The following is an 18,488-nucleotide window of genomic DNA, read 5'->3' as shown; positions in this document are numbered from 1 at the left end:
GTCATGCGGAGGTCTAAGCCTGGTTCGGTGCTATTTTAACATGTACTTGGTAATCGTCTTAGGCGCATAGCTCCGCGTAATGTACAGCTCCCCATCTCCCGCATAAATGTAATTATGCCCGGTTTCGTAGTCGTGCCAGCTTGTGGAGAGATGATATTTGATCTGCAGGTTCGCCGGGTCTAGCACATAGAAATCCTCCTTGGCAATATCCCCCTCAAAGGTCTCAGGATCAACGACAGCCGGACGCTCCTGCCATTGGTACTGCTTCTCGACCGTAATCTCGCCCGATGGTGTTATCCGGCAGTACCATTCGCGGTCCCCGGCTTCACCGATCTGCTGCTTGCCGAGTAATTGGTTGTCTTTGCTGTACAATTTGTAGACGTTGTCGCTCTGGATCAGATAGTTGTTGCCGGTCGTATCGATCCGATCCATCTTGTTCACAGGACGCACCCACTTCTTGGTGCCGTTAGTGTCATAGCCGAATAACAGCCAGGTATCGCTACTGCTCATCTTAATCAGGAACGAACCGCCGCGAAGCGGATACACCTGGAAATCAGGATATTTAACTGCTTTGGGAGCGGTGTAGGCAGCCAGCGGTTTCGTCAGAGCATCCAGACTCCGGTATACGCTGACTCTGTTTGTATCCAGCTCCTTATGTACCACATAGCCGTTCGGCAGCACATCAATCACCCCTGAGGCCCATTTGCCGGTCAGCTTAAGCTTGCGTACCTGCTTCCCGTCCTGACTGTACTCGGTAATACCACGAGAAGCTACATTGCCGCTAACCAAGGTTCGAATCACAATATTTCCGTTATCCAACACCACCGGCGAGTAGGACCCGGTTATGGTTTTGGTCCATTTCCGTTTGCCGTTCGGATCAACAACGGTAAGATCATAGGGTTTGCCGCCCCACATTTTATAGAAATAGCTGTAGCCGTTACTGGCAGAATAAAAACCATTAGCAGTAAACGGCTTGTCGTTGGCCATGTCCGAATAGTCATATACCCAGTTGGCAGAACCGTTAATGCGGTCAATGGATGCGTACAACATGCCCGAAGACTTCGTCTTGGAAGGGGCTACGGTTACGGTCTTGACCAGCGGAATGAACATCCGATTCTTACTCTGTAAGGTGTCTATAGTGCCCCAGAAGGTAATGCCATCCGGCAGCGTATAGCTCCATTCCGGCTTCGGGAGCTGTTCCATGACTTTTGCCGCCGATGAGCGTCCAGGAAGCAGTACCTGTGCCGCCAGTAATAGCGCAAAGCCTGCGGTGAAAAATTTCAATCGTTTTGAATTCATAACTCCTATCCCTCTTTTACTATGTATTAATGTTCCAACCTGAATTATTATATGACCACCTAGACAATAAGGACAGGTTATAAATGGATGCTATCTAACCGGTGTGTCCGGCCGCATTCCCGGCGCGTTTGCCAGTACCCGGGGCTGTCCATTACAATGACAGTAATCAGGCAGACAATGCCTATTCCCGGGAGGAGAGTATGACATGGTAGCATGGGACCGTGCCGCATGGGGGCAATTAACGGTTGAAGAGAAAAGGCACGCGATGCAGGGAGTGCTTAAACAGCTGCCCGCTGGCTTCAAGTGGCTGCGGTTAGAGAGGTTCGAACGTTACGGCCAGTCCATAGAAACGGGTGTCTTCGTATATGAGGGCAGTGAATACGTGTACGTGCCGGGCGACACGGTGACCCTGGGCCGCTCAGAGGTACATATGTATGCCGAGATGTCTCCCGTCCGCGAAGCTGTGATCGGGCCATTGCTCGTCCAGCGCCAGCCTGCTTCAGCAGGCTGGTACGAATGTCCGCTGGACCGGCTGGACCCGGAAGAAGATGAGGATGTGCTCGAAGCTATCGAAGAGTTCCGTCAGGGGCCGCACACCAGCTATGAGTACTCCCAGTATTTCCGGCTCGAACGGGACGGGGAACAGATCGTAGTGTTCCTGTTCGACGACAGCGAATCGTTCGAAGAATGGTGCGAGTCAGAGCTGCCGGAGGGCTTCACCCTGCCGACTGAGGACGAATGGGAGTATCTGTACGGCGCAGCTGCACGAACGCTGTTCCCGTGGGGCGACGAGATTGACGAAACCATGCGGCTCAGACATGTGTCCGGTTCAAGTGTGGCTAATGCTGAGGACCCGTATCCGCTGGAGCTGCCGAATGCGTTCGGCCTATGCTTCCCCGGCGATCCTTACAAAAAGGAGCTGGTCCTCACACCGGACGGTATCACCGGCAAAGGCGGCGACGGCGGCTGCAATCTGCACGGCGGCCAGGGTGTTGCCCTCGGGTATCTCCCAACCGCGACCGCTTTCCGCGATCCTTATGAGAGCGAGCTTACATGGGAGGATCTGCTGGATTGCCTGGTGTACCGGCGGGTTGTGAGGTTGTAGGTATAAGACAAGCAAAAGCCACTCTGCGGGTGAAGGATGTAAGAGCTATGCGACCCATGGGGCTTTGGGCTGACCATTGTATTCGGTTTTCCGCATACATTTGGCTCATGGGGTAGCGTCAAGAAGTTTGTGTAAAAGAGTAGAAGTGCCTCCCCCGGGTTACGGGTTGGGATGTAGTGTTTCTGGGGGAGGGGGAACCCCGACCCCCAGAAACTGGATTTCTCTGTTACGCCTCTTCCGGTGTGGGCAAAGAGGGGTAGCGTGTTTCGAATAGCTCTTTTAGCTTCTTTTTAACGGCATCCACTCCAAAGCCTTGGGCGACCCGCCCTGCATGACGTTCATTGTATTCCAGCATCTCCAGGTACACGATTTTCTCTGCGGCATCCATGTTTGTCAGACTGTTCATCGGTTTCAGACGCTTGCGGATTTCCTTGTTCATCCGCTCGATGGGGTTCGACGTGTAGATCGCTTTACGGATCGACAGCGGATAGTTGTAGAACGTCAGGAGTGTGGATAACTGTTCCTCCCAGGACCTCATTTCCTTCGGATACAGCTTGTTCCACTTCGCTTTGACCGTATCAAAGTTAGCCCGGGCTACCACTTCATCCGGTGCCGTATATACGGTTTTCAACGCCTCCATGACATCGGTTTTGTGCTCCACCCGAATTTTATGAAACGTGGCCCGCACTTTGTGCACTACGCAATGCTGTACATCCGCCTGAGGATAGGTCTCTTTAAACGCCGCATCCAGTCCCGGTAGCCCGTCAAACACACCCAGCAGGACTTCCTGCGCTCCGCGGTCGTACAGGTCTTTGAGTACCTCCCGCCAGCCATTCGAACTCTCTTGGCCACCCACGTAGAACCCGAGAATTTGACGCTGGCCCTCCTCGTCAATTCCCATCGCAAAGTAGACCACTTCACCACGAACCGTGCCCCGTTTCAGCTTCACGTACAGCCCATCTAAATAGATGACGGAGTACCGTTTGCTCAGTGGCCGCTTTTGCCACTGGTGGATATCGTCCAGCACTGTAGCCGTAATATTGCTGACCGTCGTTGGGGAGTAGTGGCTGCCAAACATACTTTCAATGAACCGGGCCACATCCCGCGTACCCATGCCCGATTTATACATTTGGATGACGGCCTCTTCTAACCATCCGTCCCGCCGCTGGTACGGCTCAAACAACTGCGTCTGGAAAAGGCTTTGGCGGTCCCGGGGCACCTGAAGATCCTCGATATGGCCGTATTTCGTGTGTAAATCTCGCGTATAGTAGCCATTGCGACTATTGCTGGCGCCGGCTTCTTCACTCTCCATAAACCCCTGGATTTCGGCGCGCAACAGGCGTTCCATGTTGTCTTTCACAAAATCTTTAACAAGTTTTTCAAATAGATTATTCAGAGAACTTTCGGGTAAAATATTCATTGGTAGGGTTCCTCCTTGGTGGTTTCGCAATCCCGAGGATACCCTACTTTTTTGGTGCCTGACTAGGCTCCAAATCTTGGTACACAACTTACTTTACGCCATCGCTCATGGGCTACGTGGCTGCCTATTGTATGCTGTTTTTCACATACATTCGGACCATATGCCTGCGTACCAGCAAATGTATGCTGTTTTTCGCATACATTCGGGTCACATGCCTGCGTGTCAGCACAATGTATGCTGTTTTTCGCATACATTCTATTTCCTACACAAGGACAATAGCCGCCCTTCCTTCGCATCATGCGGAGCCGGGCGGCTTATTAGATTCCATTATTAAAGTAAATACAACTTCATCGGCTAACGGCTTCACACACCCTGCGATACAAGCTCTCTCTGGGCTGAAGCAGCTCCTTCTGTGTCCGAATCCGGGCTCTTATCCAGTTCCTCCACACGTGCCACATTCAGTTCCTGCTCGTTCTGATGAAGCTCTTTGACCATATTCCTGTAGATATGGGCTTCTTGACGGTCCAGTCCGTCACGATTCTCTTTCATGATCCAGGTTTCCACGGTTCGCTTGAGAATTTCGCCTTTTCGTTCCAACAGTTTCGTATAAGTCAACGTTTCTTCATTCCCTTCCTGATGCTTAGAGTTCATACGCCGGGGTAATCTCAGATGTGACTTCCGGCGTAACGTCTACTATTATACGGGAAAGACCCGGCTCACCCAATGCGGAGCATCCGGACTTACATCGGGTGAGCTGCGCTCAGCGTAGAAGAGGCTGACTCAGCAGGCAGGTTCGCAGATGTTCGGACAGATGCTCCCATATACGGCAAGATAGAAGCAGAATTCGCCTACAAGTCAATATGTGTTCGGTTTTCCGCATACATTCTGTCGTGTCCGTACTACCGCTTCAGCTCCGCAGCTCCACACGGAACACGCTGCCTCCGCCAGGGCAGTTCTCAGCCCGTATGCTGCCGCCAAGCGTGTCTATCAGCTCCTTGGCAATGGCAAGCCCCAGCCCGTGGCCCCCGGCCTCCCGCGAACGCGACTGGTCAGGGCGGTAGAAGCGCTCGAAGATCCGGCTCAGGTCTTCCGCAGGAATACCCACGCCTGTATCCTGCACCTCCAGCGCCAGCCACGTGCTGCTGTTCTTCTGAATGAGCGCAGCCCGTAGAATGACGCAGCCGCCTGCGGGTGTGAACTTGATGGCATTCTCCAGCAGAATGACCATGAGCTGCACCAGCTTCTCCTGATCCTGCTTCACCGGAAGCTCCGCCGGAGCTTCGAGGGTAAGCCGGATCTGCTTCGCTTCGGCCAGCACGCCCAGGCCGGAGAGCGTAAGGGCCAGGACCGGCGCGAGGTCGAAGCGCCGGAGGACCTGCTCCAGCAGCCCGGCATCACTGCGGGCCAGCAGGAGCAGGTCACGGGTCAGCGCGGTCATCCGCTGGACCTCCGAATACATCCCGTCCACCACATGACGGGTGAACGTCTGTTCATTGATGCTGTCCTCCAGCTTCAGCGTCTCGATGGAGGACAGCATCACGCTCAGCGGCGTGCGGAGCTCATGCGAGGCGTCCGCCGCGAAGTGCTTCTGCCGGTCGTACGCCTCGCGGACCGGCACCATCGCCTGCCGCGACATCACCCGGCTGAAGACGGCGGCCAGCAGGATGAATACCGCTGCGATGGCGGCCAATACGCCGAGAAGCCAGCGGAATAACTGCTGCTGGAAGGTAACATCTTTACCGGCATACAGGATGCCCGCAGGCTGCCCCTTATGCTCGAAGACCCGGCTGCCGAGCAGATAAGCAGCCTGCGGGCTGTCCTTGGGATCATTCCCCTTATGCAGCAGGCCTGGCCCCTGCACCAGCTCCACTATCGCAAGTCCCTCCGCTGTCTTGCCCGCCCCGGAATCTGCCAGCTTCAGCACTTGCTCCTTCAGTCCCGGCTGAATCTCGCCGCTTCCCAGCAGACCGCCCTCCGTATTCAAGATCACGTAGAATGACTGATCCGCACTGAGCGTAAATTCCTGATTCCCCGGCCCATGGTCCCTCCCTTGCAGCAGTTCATCGAACATAGGTCCTTGCAGCTGCTTCACCTCGGTATCCAGCAGAGAATTAAGCCGCTCCTTCTGGTTATTCCAGATCAGGAGATGCAGAAGCAGATAGATGATAAGGAAGGACAATAGCAGAAATACGCTCATCACCGCACTGTACCGCCAGGTAAGGCGCTTTTGGGTGCGTACGAACAAGTCATTGCCGGAGCGGCTGGCCCCGGAACGAAAAACATTAAATTTCAAAGCTATACCCCACTCCCCGGATGCTGTGAATGTGCTGCTGTTCTCCGTCCAAGAGTGCCAGCTTCTTACGGAGCAGCTTGACCGTAGCATCGATGGTCTTGAGCGTAACCTCAGATTCCATCCCCCAGATCCGGTCCAGGATCACCTCGCGGGCAAGCACCGTGCCCTGGTTCTTCAGGAGCAGATCCAGGAGCTGATACTCTCTGGGCGTAAGCTGAACTTCCTGCATCCCTGCCGCAATCCGGTGGCTGTTCCGGTCCAGCACCAGCTCTCCGATCCGGCATGTGTCATTCTCCAGCGGGAGGAAGGTTCGTCGGCCCAAGGCCCGGATCCGGGCCAGCAATTCATCAATTTCGAACGGCTTCACCAGATAATCATCCGCACCCGCATCGAGTCCGCGAATCCGGTCCTCCAGCGAATCTCTGGCCGTCAGCATCAGGATTGCCCCGGGATATCCATCCTGACGCAGCTGACGGCACACCTCCCGGCCATCCCGCTCCGGCAGCATCCAGTCCAGCACCAGCACATCATAGCCGGAGACACTGGCGAGATCATACGCCTCATCCCCGGAAGTGACCCATTCAACGGTGTATGCCGCTTTCTTCTTAATCATATGTACGATCAGTTCACCCAGCCGGGTATCGTCTTCCGCGAGCAAGATCTTCATGGGGTCCTCCCCTTCCTCTCATCAGGTGCTTGTGTCCTGTACATTTGTCAATATATCAAGATACCACATTCCAGTGAAAATCTGGTGAAAACAATGCAGTTGCCCTTTCTCCGTATTTTCACACTGGGAGTATAGAGTAAGTCGCAAGCCATACATTACCCCTAGCGGGAAAGGATGATTCTACGATGACTTCACCACGTAATCTATTCACTCCAAAAGCAAGCAAGCTGCTTGCAGGCACCTTGACGGCAGCACTCCTCCTAAGTACTGGCGGGCTGAGCGCCTTCGCCGCCTCTTCCCCATCGGCTACTAGCGTTTCGAGTCCAGCCCCGCTGCTTCCGGCTCCTGAAGCTGGCCTTCCGCCTGCCGGTACAGAGCAGCTTAGCCCGCCAGCCGGACCACCCGACGGCCCCGGCTTAGGCGGTCCCGGTCTCGGCGGCATCGAGACCAGCGACCTGCTGGCCACGCTTGGCCTGTCGGCCAGCGGGCTGCGCACAGCGCTTGAATCGGGAAGCTCGCTTAGCGCAATTGCCAAGCAGAAGAACGTGGATTCTCAGAAGCTGCTCCAGCTCACCGCAAATGCAATAGAGGCCAGACTCAGCCAGGAATATAAGGATGGACGTATCACCGAGAGCGTGTATAAGAGCCGCCTCAGTGAAGTCTCCAAGCGTGCGGCGTCCCTGCTGAACCAGACCCGGCCGAAGCCGCTGGTGCCCGGTTCAGCACCGGCAGATACGGCTGAATTGCCGCCGCTCGGGCCTGGGCTGGAAAGTCTTGACCGCTCGGAACTCGCCGGACTGCTGGGCATCAGCACCAGCCAGCTTGCCTCCGGTCTCGGCAGCGGACAATCCCTTGCCGAACTGGCAGGCACAAGCGGAACCAGTACGCAGAAGCTGATGGATCTGGTCGCCGCTGCCCTCACCCAGGATTTGAAGGAACGCCTGGCCAGAGGAGACCTGTGGGCGGATGAATATTCAGCTGAACTGGCGAATGTACAGACCCGGGCTGCTGATCTGGTACAGCATGTGCATCCCCAGCCCCCGCATCTCCGGCAGAATGACAAATAAGTCCGGAGATTAAGCGGAAAATACAATACCGGAGAGCCTGTGTCTAATGATGCAGGCTCTTCGTGTTGAAAGGATTTTCCAGCAGGTGCTAGAATAAAAAGTCGTTTCCACTCGAATTCTGTCAGGGAATTAGCTTATAATGATCACACTGCGACTTGACCGAGGATGGAACAAGACCAAGCAATCCAGAATAACCCCAAGGAGGAAGTCCATTGTATAAGGTGCTGATTGTAGATGATGAAGTTTTTGTGCGGAAGGGCTTGATCCGGATTCTGAGCGAATGCTCGCCGCAATTCGAAATTTGCGGTGAAGCCGAGAACGGGGAGCAAGCGCTTACCCTGATTGAACAATTGAACCCGGAGCTGGTGATTGCCGATATCCGTATGCCCGTGCTGGACGGGCTGGGACTGATCAAGAAAGTGAAGACGGAGCTTGTGCAGGAGCCGATTTTTATTATTTTGAGCGGATATGCCGACTTCTCCTATGCCCAGCAAGCCTTCCGGTACAATGTGTCGGATTATATCCTCAAGCCGGTTGACGAACAGGAGCTTACGGTTGCGCTTGGCAAAATCGCCCATATGCTGAACAAGAAGCAGCTCCTCTCTATCACCCGGGAAAAGCCTCTGGTCGAGACGGTCATCGAAAGCCTGCTGCAGACAGAACCGGATGATCAGGTCATGGGGCGGATCGCCTATGCGCTGGAGCTTCCTCTCACCTCTTCCTATACGTATCTCATCGCAGAAATGCACGATCAGCTCCCCGCCGGAGAAGTCGATTACCTGCCTGCCCTGAAGGACTCGCTGCTGCGTTATTTCCGCCAAGAGGCTCAGACCCTGCTTCTTCATGTGCGCACGAACAATCAATACGGGATGATCTTGCCCGGCCAGTGGGTGGATGAACCCCATCCTTCCCAATGGGGAGGCTACCGTACGATGCTGGATACACTGGAGCGGGAGCTTGGAACAAGCATCGCTTTGTTCGTTGGCCGGAAGGTAAGCCATCTCAAGCAGATTGTAGCCTCCGGGGCCAGTGCGGAGCAATGCCTCCAGTACCGTTTTGCCGCCGGCTTCGAGGGCATTTATATGGCGGACGAGCTGCTGGAGCTGCCCTTATACTATTTCGATATCGATGAAGGATTGCACAGCAAGCTGATTTACGAGGTCGAAGCCAATGACAACAAGGGTTACAGCTCAACTGTGGATGCTATTTTCACCATGTTCCAGGAGCGCCACTTCGCCCCCGGGGCGGTGACGAACACGATCCGGCGCAGCATGATTGCCATCATCAACATTATCCGGCAGCTTGAAGGTGACGAGAACGCACTGCAATGGATGACCGAGCTGCTCAACTGGCCGCTGAAATACCGTAATTTGAAGCAGCTGAAGCAGGTATTCCAGCAGTTTATCGCCGAAGCCGCAGAATATATCGCAGAGAAGCGCGGCGGCAAGAGCGAAGGCAATATTGAAAAAATCAAAAAATACATCGACGGGCATTACCGTGAAAATATCTACCTCAAGGGCATTGCCGCCGATTTCGATATGAATCCGGTCTATCTTGGACAGTTATTCCGCAAAACCTACGGTGTGTATTTCAATGAATACCTGCTGACCCTGCGGATTGAGGAGGCCAAGCGCCTGCTGCGGCAGACCAAGAAACGGATGTACGAAATCGCGGAGCTGGTCGGCTTCCAGAATGCGGATTATTTTGCCACCCAGTTTGAAAAGCTTGAGAATATGACGCCGACTGATTATCGCAATATGATGATTGGGCAGTAAATAAGGAGGCTCCCTGCCGTGTTCAACTTCCGTCTGAATCATATGAAGCTTAGAAGCAAGCTGATTGTCATCTACATTGTATGCGTGTTCATTCCGATCATCCTGACCAATGTAATGTTCTATCAGGTGACCACCGCCAATATCAAGAATCAGAAGACCGCAGATGCCGAGCAGGCGATGAATCTGCTGCAGGCTGAGCTGAGGACCGTAATTGAAGATGCAGCAGGCATATCCTACCTCTACTCCATTGACCGGCAGCTGATCCAGCATCTGAATACCACCTATGCTTCAACGGACCGCTATGTGGAGTCGCTGAACGCCATATCGAATCTGTTCAACCGGACTGACAAAGAGAACAAGGTGCTGAGCTCCTCGGTGATTATGACCGACAATCCAACCGTTCTGGCCTCAGCCCATATCATTAAGCTGGAGGACAGTATGCGCCAGCAGGACTGGTATAAAGAGATCAGCCAATTCAGCAACACACACCCCCATCTCTATGTGACGCCCGACAGCATCAGCGTGATCCAGCGGCTCACTGACCGCAGGCTGGAGACGTATGAGCATGTCCTGAAAATTGACCTGAACATGAACTATATCCGGCAGATTCTGGATCTTTCCAGCTTCAGCGGTGATTTCTATATTCTCGACCCGTCGGGCCAGGCCCGCTTCGGCCGTCTCTCCAGCGGTCAGCCCAGCGGGCTGATTACTGCGGCGCACACCCTGACCCCAACTGAGATTCCCAAGCCAAAGCAGGCGATTGTGATCGACAAGACTTACCAGAATAACCGTTACCTAAGCGGCTGGTCGATTTACGGCGTCCTGGATGAGACCCTTATTTTGTCAGATGTCAGACAATCCGGGCAATTTATCCTGTGGTTTGCCGGCATTAACTTCCTGGTTCCCACCATTGTAATTATGATCATGTCCCGCTCTATCCACACGCGTATTAAGAATATCCTGAAGCATATGAAGTCTGTAAAAGACAAAAACTTCGGACTAATTCCCTATCACCTGGAGCGGGATGAGATCGGTGAGCTTACCGTCGAGTTCAACCGGATGAGTAAACGCATCGAGAACCTGATCAATGATGTATATGTAGCAGAAATACAGAAAAAGGAGCTTGAGCTGCGGCAGCGGCAGGCTCAGCTGCATGCGCTGCACAGCCAGATCAACCCTCACTTCCTGTTCAATGCGCTGGAGACGATCCGGATGCGCAGTATGATGAAGGGCGAGACCCAGACGGCCCGGACGATTCAGAACATGGCGAAGATTTTCCGCAAATCAATCATGTGGAAGAGCAGCTTCGTTACGATCCGCGAGGAGCTTGAATTAATAGAGAGCTTCCTGGAGATTCAGAAATACCGCTTCGACAACAAGCTTGAATATCACATCGAGGTGGACCAGTCGCTGCTGAACATTGAAATTCCGAAGATGGCCTTCCTTCCGTATGTGGAGAACGCCAGTATTCATGGGATTGAGAATATAGCCGGCATCGGGTATATCAACATCCAGATCGCCCAGGAGAACGGGCAGATTGTCTTCGTCATTGCAGATAACGGCGTGGGCATGGACCAGGCGAAAATCAGTGAGCTTATGCATTACCTGGAGGATGAGTCTGCCATGGGTGATTCAATCGGGATGAAGAATGTAATCACCCGGCTGAGGATCACCTACGGGGAATCGTTCACCTTCTCCATCACGAGCGAGCCCGGAGCGGGAACCCGCATTTTGCTGCGTCTGCCTCTGGAGAACAAATAAATATAGGGTATACCTTAATTATTCAAAGACTGATCTAAGGTTTGCCCTGTAACAAAGTTAAACGCTTTCTTTTATAATGAGGTTGTTCAATAGCACAAAGTAAAGAAAGGGGATATGAAATGCGTACAAAGAAATGGTTGCAAACCGGACTGGCTGCTGTTATGGCTTCAGCCCTCCTCATTGCCGGCTGCTCGGGCGGTAACAATGGGAACAAGAACAGTGCCAGCGGCAACGACGGCGAGGTAAGCACTGAGCCGGTAACGTTCACTTACTTCGGCTTCGGGGCCAACAAGGATACCATGGCCAGTGATACTACCATCGGTAAGAAGCTTCAGGAACAGACAGGTGTAGACTGGAAAATGGAATACGTAGTTGGCGATGGAAGCACCAAGTCCGGGGTTATGATTGCCGGAGGGGACTATCCGGATGTCATCTCTCCAGTCGGCGAGCTGGCCAAGCTGCTCGATGCCGGTGCATACATTCCGCTCAATGATCTGATTGAGAAGTATGGCCCTAATATCAAGCGTGTCTACGGCGATTATATGAACAAGATCACCAATGAAGACGGCAACATCTATATCCTTCCCTTCACTGCAAATGTAAACGGATACTTGTCACCCCCGGACCCTAGCAGCACCTTCTGGATGCAGAGACGCGTCCTTAAGGAGTTCGGTTACCCGGAAGTGAAAACGCTTGACCAGTACTTTGACCTGATTGAGAAATACCAGGCCAAGTACCCTAAGGTGGATGGTAAAGACACCATCGGCTTCGCCACCTTCGCCGGTACAGCCGGTGAATTCTTCACCATCACCAACCAGCCAATGCATCTGGCCGGTTATCCGAATGAAGGCGGCGTCCTGGTGGACATGGAGTCTCATGAAGCCAAGCTGTATCAGGGAACCGAAGATGAAAAGCGCTGGCTGGCCAAATTGAACGAAATGAACGGTAAGGGTCTGGTTGACCCAGAGACGTTCACAGCGAACAAAGACCAGTATCTGGCGAAGCTGACCTCCGGCCGTGTGCTCGGATATGTCAACTATTCCTGGCAAATCAACGACGCCACTAACAACCTGAGATCCGCTGGCAATGACGACCTGCGTTACGTTGCCCTTCCTATCGTATTTGACGAAGGCATTAAAGACGCTTATGTTGATCCTCCGTCCTTCGTGAACAACCGCGGGCTGGGCATCTCTGTCAGCGCGAAGGATCCGGTCCGCATCATCAAGTATTTCGACAACTTGCTGACCGACGAGAACCAGAAGCTTGTAGAGTGGGGCATTGAAGGCGAAACTTACACTAAGAACGCTGAAGGCCGCATGGTGATGAGCGAAGAACAGCTGACAAACCGCAACGACAATGATTTCAAACGTAAATTTGGCTTCGCTTATTTCGATTATGAATGGCCGCGTTATGGCGACAACTCCGTGTATGATGACGGCAACGCCCACGTTCCGTTCAACCAGCCGGAAGTTGCAGCTATCAACTACACAGAAGGCGACAAAACACTGCTGAAGGCATACAACCTGAAGACCTTCTCCGACTTCTATGCCGAGCCGGTAGAGCGTCCATGGTACCCTGCTTGGAGTATTGAGAAAGAACCGGGCTCCCCTGAGCAGCTCTTCAGCCAGAGAGCCGGCGATTTGCAGCAGAAGTACTATCCTCGTATGGTGCTTGCTGCCCCTGGCCAATTTGAAAAGGTCTGGAGTGAATACCTGGCCGAATACAACAAGCTCGATGCTAAGGGCTACGAAGAATTCATGACTAACAAGATCAAGGACCGCATCGACGGCAAATGGTAAGCGTCCGCTTCCCAGATGCAGCATGATGAACCGGGAAAAGTGAAGCTCGCCTTCACTTTTCCCTTCTACACTTACACTTGTTAGCAAATAGAGAATATGGAGCTTGGAAAGGGGACGGTACAGGTGGGAAAAACCGCTGTGCAGTTGGCAAAATCGAATAATACCGGCACTTCGCGCTTCAAAACCTTTTTTAAAGAGCTATCTAAACAGAAAATGCTGATGCTGATGTCATTGCCCTTTCTGTTATGGGTGATTGTATTCAAATACCTCCCCCTATGGGGATGGACGATTGCTTTCCAGAAATTCAAGCCAGCCAAGGATCTGTTCGACCAGAAGTGGGTCGGCTGGGACAATTTCAAGTTCCTGTTCCAGGAACAGCAGTTCTATCGCGTACTTCGTAATACTCTGGTTATGAGCTCTATTAACCTGGTACTGGGTTTTGTAACGGCTATTGTTCTGGCCCTTCTGCTTAATGAGCTGCGCAATGTATTCTTCAAACGCACCGTTCAGACGATCAGTTACCTGCCCTACTTCATTTCCTGGGTCGTAGCGGCCAATATTGTACAAATGGCACTGGCACCGGAAGGGATCATCAATGTGCTGCTGGTCAAAATGCAGCTTATTGATCATCCAATTCTGTGGCTGGGCGAAGGCAAGTATTTCTGGGGAATACTCGGGGTTACGGAAGTCTGGAAGAATGTCGGCTGGAATACTATCATCTATCTGGCAGCCATCACCTCCATCGACCCTTCTCAATATGAAGCGGCTGAGATTGACGGGGCATCCCGTCTACAAAGAATGTTCTATATTACCCTGCCGGGTATTAAGCCGGTTATCGTACTGATTCTGATTATGAATTTGGGCCATATTCTGGAGTCCGGCTTCGAGGCGCAGTACCTGTTAGGTAACGGGATGAACCTCGACTATTCGGAGAATCTGGATATCTTCGTACTGAAGTACGGGATGCAGATGAATAACTTCGGGCTAGCCACCGCAGCAGGTATGTTCAAAACGCTGGTCAGCTTCATCTTCTTGATCGCAGCCAATAATATCGCCAAGCGTATGGGCGAAAGCAGATTGTATTAGAAAGGAGGACACAAGTAATGGCTAAATCCAAAACCAATTCATACCGGAATTCTTCGTTGGGTGACCGAATCTTCGATATATGCAATACGATCTTCATGATTCTCTTGGTCATTGTTACCCTCTATCCGTTCCTGAATATGTTTGCTCTATCGTTCAATGAAGCGAATGACTCTGTCCGCGGGGATATTTATATCTGGCCTCGTGAATGGACGCTGCGCAACTTCGAGTATGTATTCAGTGAATCCAACATCTTCTTTTCAACGTTTGTCTCTGCAGCACGGACGGTCATCGGCACTGTGGTCTCCGTATTCTGTACAGCGATGCTGGCCTATACGGTAAGCCGTCCGGAATATAAGCTGAAGAAGTTTGTGTCCGTCACGTTTATTTTCACCATGTACTTCAGCGGCGGTCTGATTCCAGGCTACCTGCTGATCAAAGAGCTGAACATGCTGAACAGCTTCTGGGTCTATATCATTCCGGGCATCATCGGCGTATTTAATATGATCGTCATCCGCTCCTTCATTGAGGCACTGCCTGAGGGACTGATGGAATCGGCCAAAATCGACGGCGCAGGCGACTTCATCACCTTCTCGCGCATTGTGCTTCCGCTGACCGTTCCGGCGCTGGCTACCGTCTCCCTGTTCGTAGCGGTCTATCAGTGGAATTCATGGTTTGACGTCTTCCTGTACAACTCCTCCACGCCAAGCCTGAGTACGCTGCAATACGAGCTGATGAAGATGCTGTCAACATCCAACACCGCGATGTCCAGCTCCTCGGCAGCCGATGCCTTTGCGAACGCGCAGGGCAATAAAGCGACTGTTACACCGACCTCTATCCGTGCAACGATGACCATTGTAGCGAGTGTACCGATTATCATCGTCTATCCGTTCCTGCAGAAGTATTTCGTTAAAGGGATGGTTGTCGGCGGGGTAAAAGGCTAATTGTAAAAAGCTCTGCACATAAACAAGCGATCTTCGGAAGGCCATCCGCCTTGTCTGAAGACCGCTTGTTTTTTTAATTACTTTTGCTTGCCATCGAATACGGACCAGCGGGCATTCGGGTCAATGCCATCGCCCCCGGCACAACTATGACAGATATGATTCAACAATGGGTCTCCATCAATCCTGAGATTATCGAGCAAATCAGTGCCAAGACGCCCCTCCGGCGTCCGGCTGAACCCATAGAAGTCGCTCAGGCTGCGGCCTGGTTGCTTAGTGATCAAGCATCCTCCGTATCAGGGGTCATCCTGCCGGTAGACGGCGGGCTGAGTGCCTAATGGCCGCTCACCCTCCCCTTTTCTATCCGGCTAATACTTGTCTCAGGAGCTTATAATCCATACATTGGTAAACCGAAACAGTAATGGACTATAATATACAGGTAAAGTAGCCCGATGACGTTCATATTAGTAGTTGGGAGAACGGGGAGTGAACTGTCTATGAATATAGCCGCTAAATTCGTGCAGCGTTTCAGAGAATACGATAACCGGAATATGCTTAAAGCCTATCGTGACAAAACGGAGAAAATCCGCACACGGAATTTGCAGGCATGGGATGACACCAAGCTTCAGGAGGAGTCCTTCAGGCTCCAGCAAGCTGCCCAATCCGGCATAGCTCTGGACGAGCTGCTTGTCGATGCCTATTCATTAGTCTGTGAGGCTGCCTCAAGAACACTCGGCTTACAGCCTTATGATGTCCAGATCATGGCCGGGATCGCCCTGCATGAACGAATGCTGATCGAGCAGCACACCGGTGAGGGCAAAACCCTCTCAGCCGTAATGCCGGCCTATCTGAATGCACTGACCGGCAAAGGCGTTCATGTGCTGACCTTCAATGATTATCTGGCCCGGCGGGATGCGCAGTGGATGGGTCCCATTTACCGCTTCCTGGGACTATCGGTGGATTCGGTTCAAGCGGGCATGAGCCTGACTGAGAAACGGGCTGCCTACAGGAGCGATATCACCTATGTTACGGCAAAAGAAGCAGGGTTCGATTACTTGCGAGATACCATTGCGCTCACGGAAGCCGCTACGGTACACCGCCCTTTCCACTACGTCATCGTGGACGAAGCCGATTCCTTGCTGCTTGATGAAGCGCGGGTACCGCTTGTAATCAGCGGAGAATCTGAGGTCAGTCATAGCGACGGCATGCGATACGCGGATCTGGCCCGGCAGCTGCTGGCTGGAGAGCATTACGATTATGACGAATTCCAGCGGAACGTATACCTGAACGATGCGGGTGCTGCCAAAGTAGAAGAGTTGCTGGGATGCGGTAATCTCTATGATAGCCGGAATAGTCAGCTGCTAACCTCACTGAATTGTGCACTGCATGTGGAGACCTTATTAACGAAGGATATTGATTATATCGTCCGTGGTGGCGCTATCGAGCTGATCGAAGAGTATACAGGACGCGTGGCAGAGAACCGTTATTTGCCGGACGGGCTGCAAGCGGCATTGACAGCGAAGGAAGGACTGAAATGGACCGCAGGCGGGAAAATACTCGGTACGATCACTATTCAACACTTCATTAGCCTATATCCTGAAATCTGCGGAATGACGGCTACAGCCTGTGCCTCCGCTATGGAATTCAAGGATATCTATGCTCTGCAGGTGGTACAGATTCCGCCGAACCGGCTGAACATCCGGACCGATTACCCGCACCGGATCTACACGCACAAGGAAGCCAAATATCAGGCGCTTGTGCAGGACATCTCCTCTATTCACAGGGAGGGCCGTCCCATTCTGATCGGGACCGCAAGCGTTGAGGAATCGGACATGCTGGCTGCGGAGCTTGCGGCTGCCGGGGTTCCCGTTCAGGTGCTGAATGCGAAGAATGATGCTGAGGAAGCTGATATTATTGCCAGAGCCGGAGAACTGGGCGCCGTAACGGTCTCAACGAATATGGCGGGACGCGGTGTCGATATCCGGCTCGGCGGCGGTGATCCGGTACAGGCAGACGCTGTCGCCCGGCTCGGCGGCTTATATGTCATTGGCACCCATGTGAACGAAAGCATACGGATTGACAACCAGCTTCGCGGGCGTTCCGGCCGCCAGGGCGACCCGGGGGCTTCTGTCTTCTATGTCAGTCTGGAAGACGATCTGATGCGCCGCTTCAGCTCCCCTACCCCAGCCCATGCGCTCAGACAGCAGGAAGCTATTGAAGAGCCTTTGCTTGGCCGTAAAATCGCAAGTATTCAGCAAATTGTAATGAGTCAGAACTTCGATATCCATAACGAGCTGAACCGTTATTCGGATATGATCGAGGACCAGCGGCGGATTCTCTACGCAGAGCGGCTCAGCATTCTGCTGGGCGAGCAGCCGATGAGCCCTGCGGAGCAGCGGGTACGGCTATTCTATATCGATGAATGCTGGGCTGACCATCTGGCCTTCGTCTCCTATCTCCGCGAAGGCATTCACCTGGAGAGCATCGCCAGCCGCAGCCCGATCGATGAATTTCATACACAGATTACCGGAGCGTTCGATCAGATCCCGGGCAAGATCAACCGTGCGGAAGAGGCGATGCTGGTCAGGCTTGGAGGGTCCAATGATCCGGCTGAATGGGAACGGCTGGGCCTTAGGAGCCCTGCTTCGACCCGGACTTATATCATTAATGATCAATATCTACAGAATAAGCGCAGCTCATGGACGGGAACGACCGTTGTAGCTTTTTGGCTTCGTCCCTTTGCACAGAAGGTACTATCCCCCTTCATTAAGCAACCGAAATACTAATAGGGCTCATATTGCAGAAGTGGAAACGGCTAGGCCGTCCTTAGGAGGATGGCCTAGCCGTTTGAAGTTAGTACAGAGAATGAAAGGTATTCTGTCGATACCCTACGAGCAGATAATCGCCGCACCTGTGGGTGGGATTTAAAACAAGTGGAAAAACGTATCTTAATTTTCACTTGTTTGTTGAATTCAGGAAAATAAGTGGATAAACAGCAGCTGCTATTATCCATTTTCGCTATTAGACGTTCTTGGAGACGAATTAAGTGCCCTTTTTCCAATTGTTGTCGTCGCAGGGCTCCAGCCTCCTTCAGTAAATGGATAAAATCCATCTATTTCCTGCTAGTAGAGCGTCAGAGTTAAATATATGGATTGCTGTAAAAAAGGCTTCGAAATAGAATCTAATGTATTCCGTACAATTGAATGTTGAACAAAGGCCTGTTTTCACCCAAAACACAAGATTCTACTGTATACAATACAATAGAATCTCATTTTACG

General features: G+C 52.5%; 14 protein-coding genes. 9 read left to right on the top strand and 5 right to left on the bottom strand.

The features are described 5' to 3' along the window. Positions 1 to 30: 30 nt before the first annotated feature. On the bottom strand, positions 31 to 1,299 hold the full coding sequence (locus MKY12_RS12950; protein ID WP_339314020.1) for a hypothetical protein: 1,269 nt from the start codon (positions 1,297 to 1,299) through the stop codon (positions 31 to 33). A 205-nt stretch (positions 1,300 to 1,504) separates the two neighbouring features. Here MKY12_RS12950 and MKY12_RS12945 point away from each other — a divergent pair, with 205 nt between their 5' ends. Next, entirely contained in the window at positions 1,505 to 2,404 is a 900-nt protein-coding gene (locus MKY12_RS12945; protein ID WP_339314019.1) for a hypothetical protein, read from the top strand. Positions 2,405 to 2,630: 226 nt separating this feature from the next. On the opposite strand, the gene MKY12_RS12940 is transcribed toward MKY12_RS12945, so the two are convergent. From MKY12_RS12940 to MKY12_RS12925, 4 genes are all read right to left on the bottom strand, one after another. Continuing rightward, positions 2,631 to 3,824 carry an IS256 family transposase gene (locus MKY12_RS12940; protein WP_339249823.1) on the bottom strand — a complete coding sequence of 398 codons (1,194 nt, stop codon included), beginning with the start codon at positions 3,822 to 3,824 and terminating at the stop codon, positions 2,631 to 2,633. Positions 3,825 to 4,187: 363 nt separating this feature from the next. Then, on the bottom strand, positions 4,188 to 4,421 hold the full coding sequence (locus tag MKY12_RS12935) for a hypothetical protein (protein WP_339314018.1): 234 nt from the start codon (positions 4,419 to 4,421) through the stop codon (positions 4,188 to 4,190). A gap of 310 nt (positions 4,422 to 4,731) precedes the next feature. Beyond that, positions 4,732 to 6,117: an ATP-binding protein gene (locus MKY12_RS12930; RefSeq protein WP_339314017.1), complete on the bottom strand. Its 1,386-nt coding sequence runs from the start codon at positions 6,115 to 6,117 to the stop codon at positions 4,732 to 4,734. Next, entirely contained in the window at positions 6,107 to 6,784 is a 678-nt protein-coding gene (locus MKY12_RS12925; RefSeq protein ID WP_339314016.1) for a response regulator transcription factor, read from the bottom strand. The genes MKY12_RS12930 and MKY12_RS12925 overlap by 11 nt, the downstream gene beginning before the upstream one ends. 185 nt (positions 6,785 to 6,969) lie before the next feature. Between MKY12_RS12925 and MKY12_RS12920 the strand changes: the two genes are divergently transcribed. The 8 genes from MKY12_RS12920 to MKY12_RS12885 all read left to right on the top strand — a co-directional run bounded on the left by MKY12_RS12920 (position 6,970) and on the right by MKY12_RS12885 (position 17,996). Beyond that, positions 6,970 to 7,851 (top strand): hypothetical protein, encoded by an 882-nt coding sequence (locus tag MKY12_RS12920; protein WP_339314015.1) that lies wholly within the window; start codon positions 6,970 to 6,972, stop codon positions 7,849 to 7,851. Between the two features lie 221 nt (positions 7,852 to 8,072). Then, entirely contained in the window at positions 8,073 to 9,626 is a 1,554-nt protein-coding gene (locus MKY12_RS12915; protein ID WP_339314859.1) for a response regulator, read from the top strand. A gap of 18 nt (positions 9,627 to 9,644) precedes the next feature. Beyond that, on the top strand, positions 9,645 to 11,387 hold the full coding sequence (locus tag MKY12_RS12910; RefSeq protein WP_339314014.1) for a sensor histidine kinase: 1,743 nt from the start codon (positions 9,645 to 9,647) through the stop codon (positions 11,385 to 11,387). 119 nt (positions 11,388 to 11,506) lie between these two features. Continuing rightward, complete coding sequence (locus tag MKY12_RS12905) at positions 11,507 to 13,186, top strand: ABC transporter substrate-binding protein (RefSeq protein WP_036729007.1); 1,680 nt, start codon at positions 11,507 to 11,509, stop codon at positions 13,184 to 13,186. Between the two features lie 144 nt (positions 13,187 to 13,330). Next, on the top strand, positions 13,331 to 14,272 hold the full coding sequence (locus tag MKY12_RS12900) for an ABC transporter permease subunit (protein ID WP_235191993.1): 942 nt from the start codon (positions 13,331 to 13,333) through the stop codon (positions 14,270 to 14,272). Between the two features lie 17 nt (positions 14,273 to 14,289). Then, on the top strand, positions 14,290 to 15,213 hold the full coding sequence (locus tag MKY12_RS12895; protein WP_036729010.1) for a carbohydrate ABC transporter permease: 924 nt from the start codon (positions 14,290 to 14,292) through the stop codon (positions 15,211 to 15,213). Positions 15,214 to 15,296: 83 nt separating this feature from the next. Then, positions 15,297 to 15,548 carry an SDR family oxidoreductase gene (locus MKY12_RS12890; RefSeq protein WP_339314013.1) on the top strand — a complete coding sequence of 84 codons (252 nt, stop codon included), beginning with the start codon at positions 15,297 to 15,299 and terminating at the stop codon, positions 15,546 to 15,548. A 159-nt stretch (positions 15,549 to 15,707) separates the two neighbouring features. Next, complete coding sequence (locus MKY12_RS12885; protein ID WP_339314012.1) at positions 15,708 to 17,996, top strand: DEAD/DEAH box helicase; 2,289 nt, start codon at positions 15,708 to 15,710, stop codon at positions 17,994 to 17,996. Positions 17,997 to 18,488: the final 492 nt, after the last annotated feature.

The sequence above is a fragment of the Paenibacillus sp. FSL M7-0896 genome (genome assembly GCF_037975415.1).
In the GTDB taxonomy this organism is placed as follows: domain Bacteria; phylum Bacillota; class Bacilli; order Paenibacillales; family Paenibacillaceae; genus Paenibacillus_AQ; species Paenibacillus_AQ silagei.
Note: the sequence above shows the minus strand (reverse complement) of the source record. Positions and strands in the feature narration are given on the sequence as shown.

Coding starts and splice junctions, on each gene's coding strand:
- MKY12_RS12925 (WP_339314016.1), bottom strand. CDS start 6,784: ATGAAGATCTTGCTCGCGGAAGACGATACCCGGCTGGGTGAACTGATC.
- MKY12_RS12950 (WP_339314020.1), bottom strand. CDS start 1,299: ATGAATTCAAAACGATTGAAATTTTTCACCGCAGGCTTTGCGCTATTA.
- MKY12_RS12885 (WP_339314012.1), top strand. CDS start 15,708: ATGAATATAGCCGCTAAATTCGTGCAGCGTTTCAGAGAATACGATAAC.
- MKY12_RS12945 (WP_339314019.1), top strand. CDS start 1,505: ATGGTAGCATGGGACCGTGCCGCATGGGGGCAATTAACGGTTGAAGAG.
- MKY12_RS12905 (WP_036729007.1), top strand. CDS start 11,507: ATGCGTACAAAGAAATGGTTGCAAACCGGACTGGCTGCTGTTATGGCT.
- MKY12_RS12895 (WP_036729010.1), top strand. CDS start 14,290: ATGGCTAAATCCAAAACCAATTCATACCGGAATTCTTCGTTGGGTGAC.
- MKY12_RS12920 (WP_339314015.1), top strand. CDS start 6,970: ATGACTTCACCACGTAATCTATTCACTCCAAAAGCAAGCAAGCTGCTT.
- MKY12_RS12940 (WP_339249823.1), bottom strand. CDS start 3,824: ATGAATATTTTACCCGAAAGTTCTCTGAATAATCTATTTGAAAAACTT.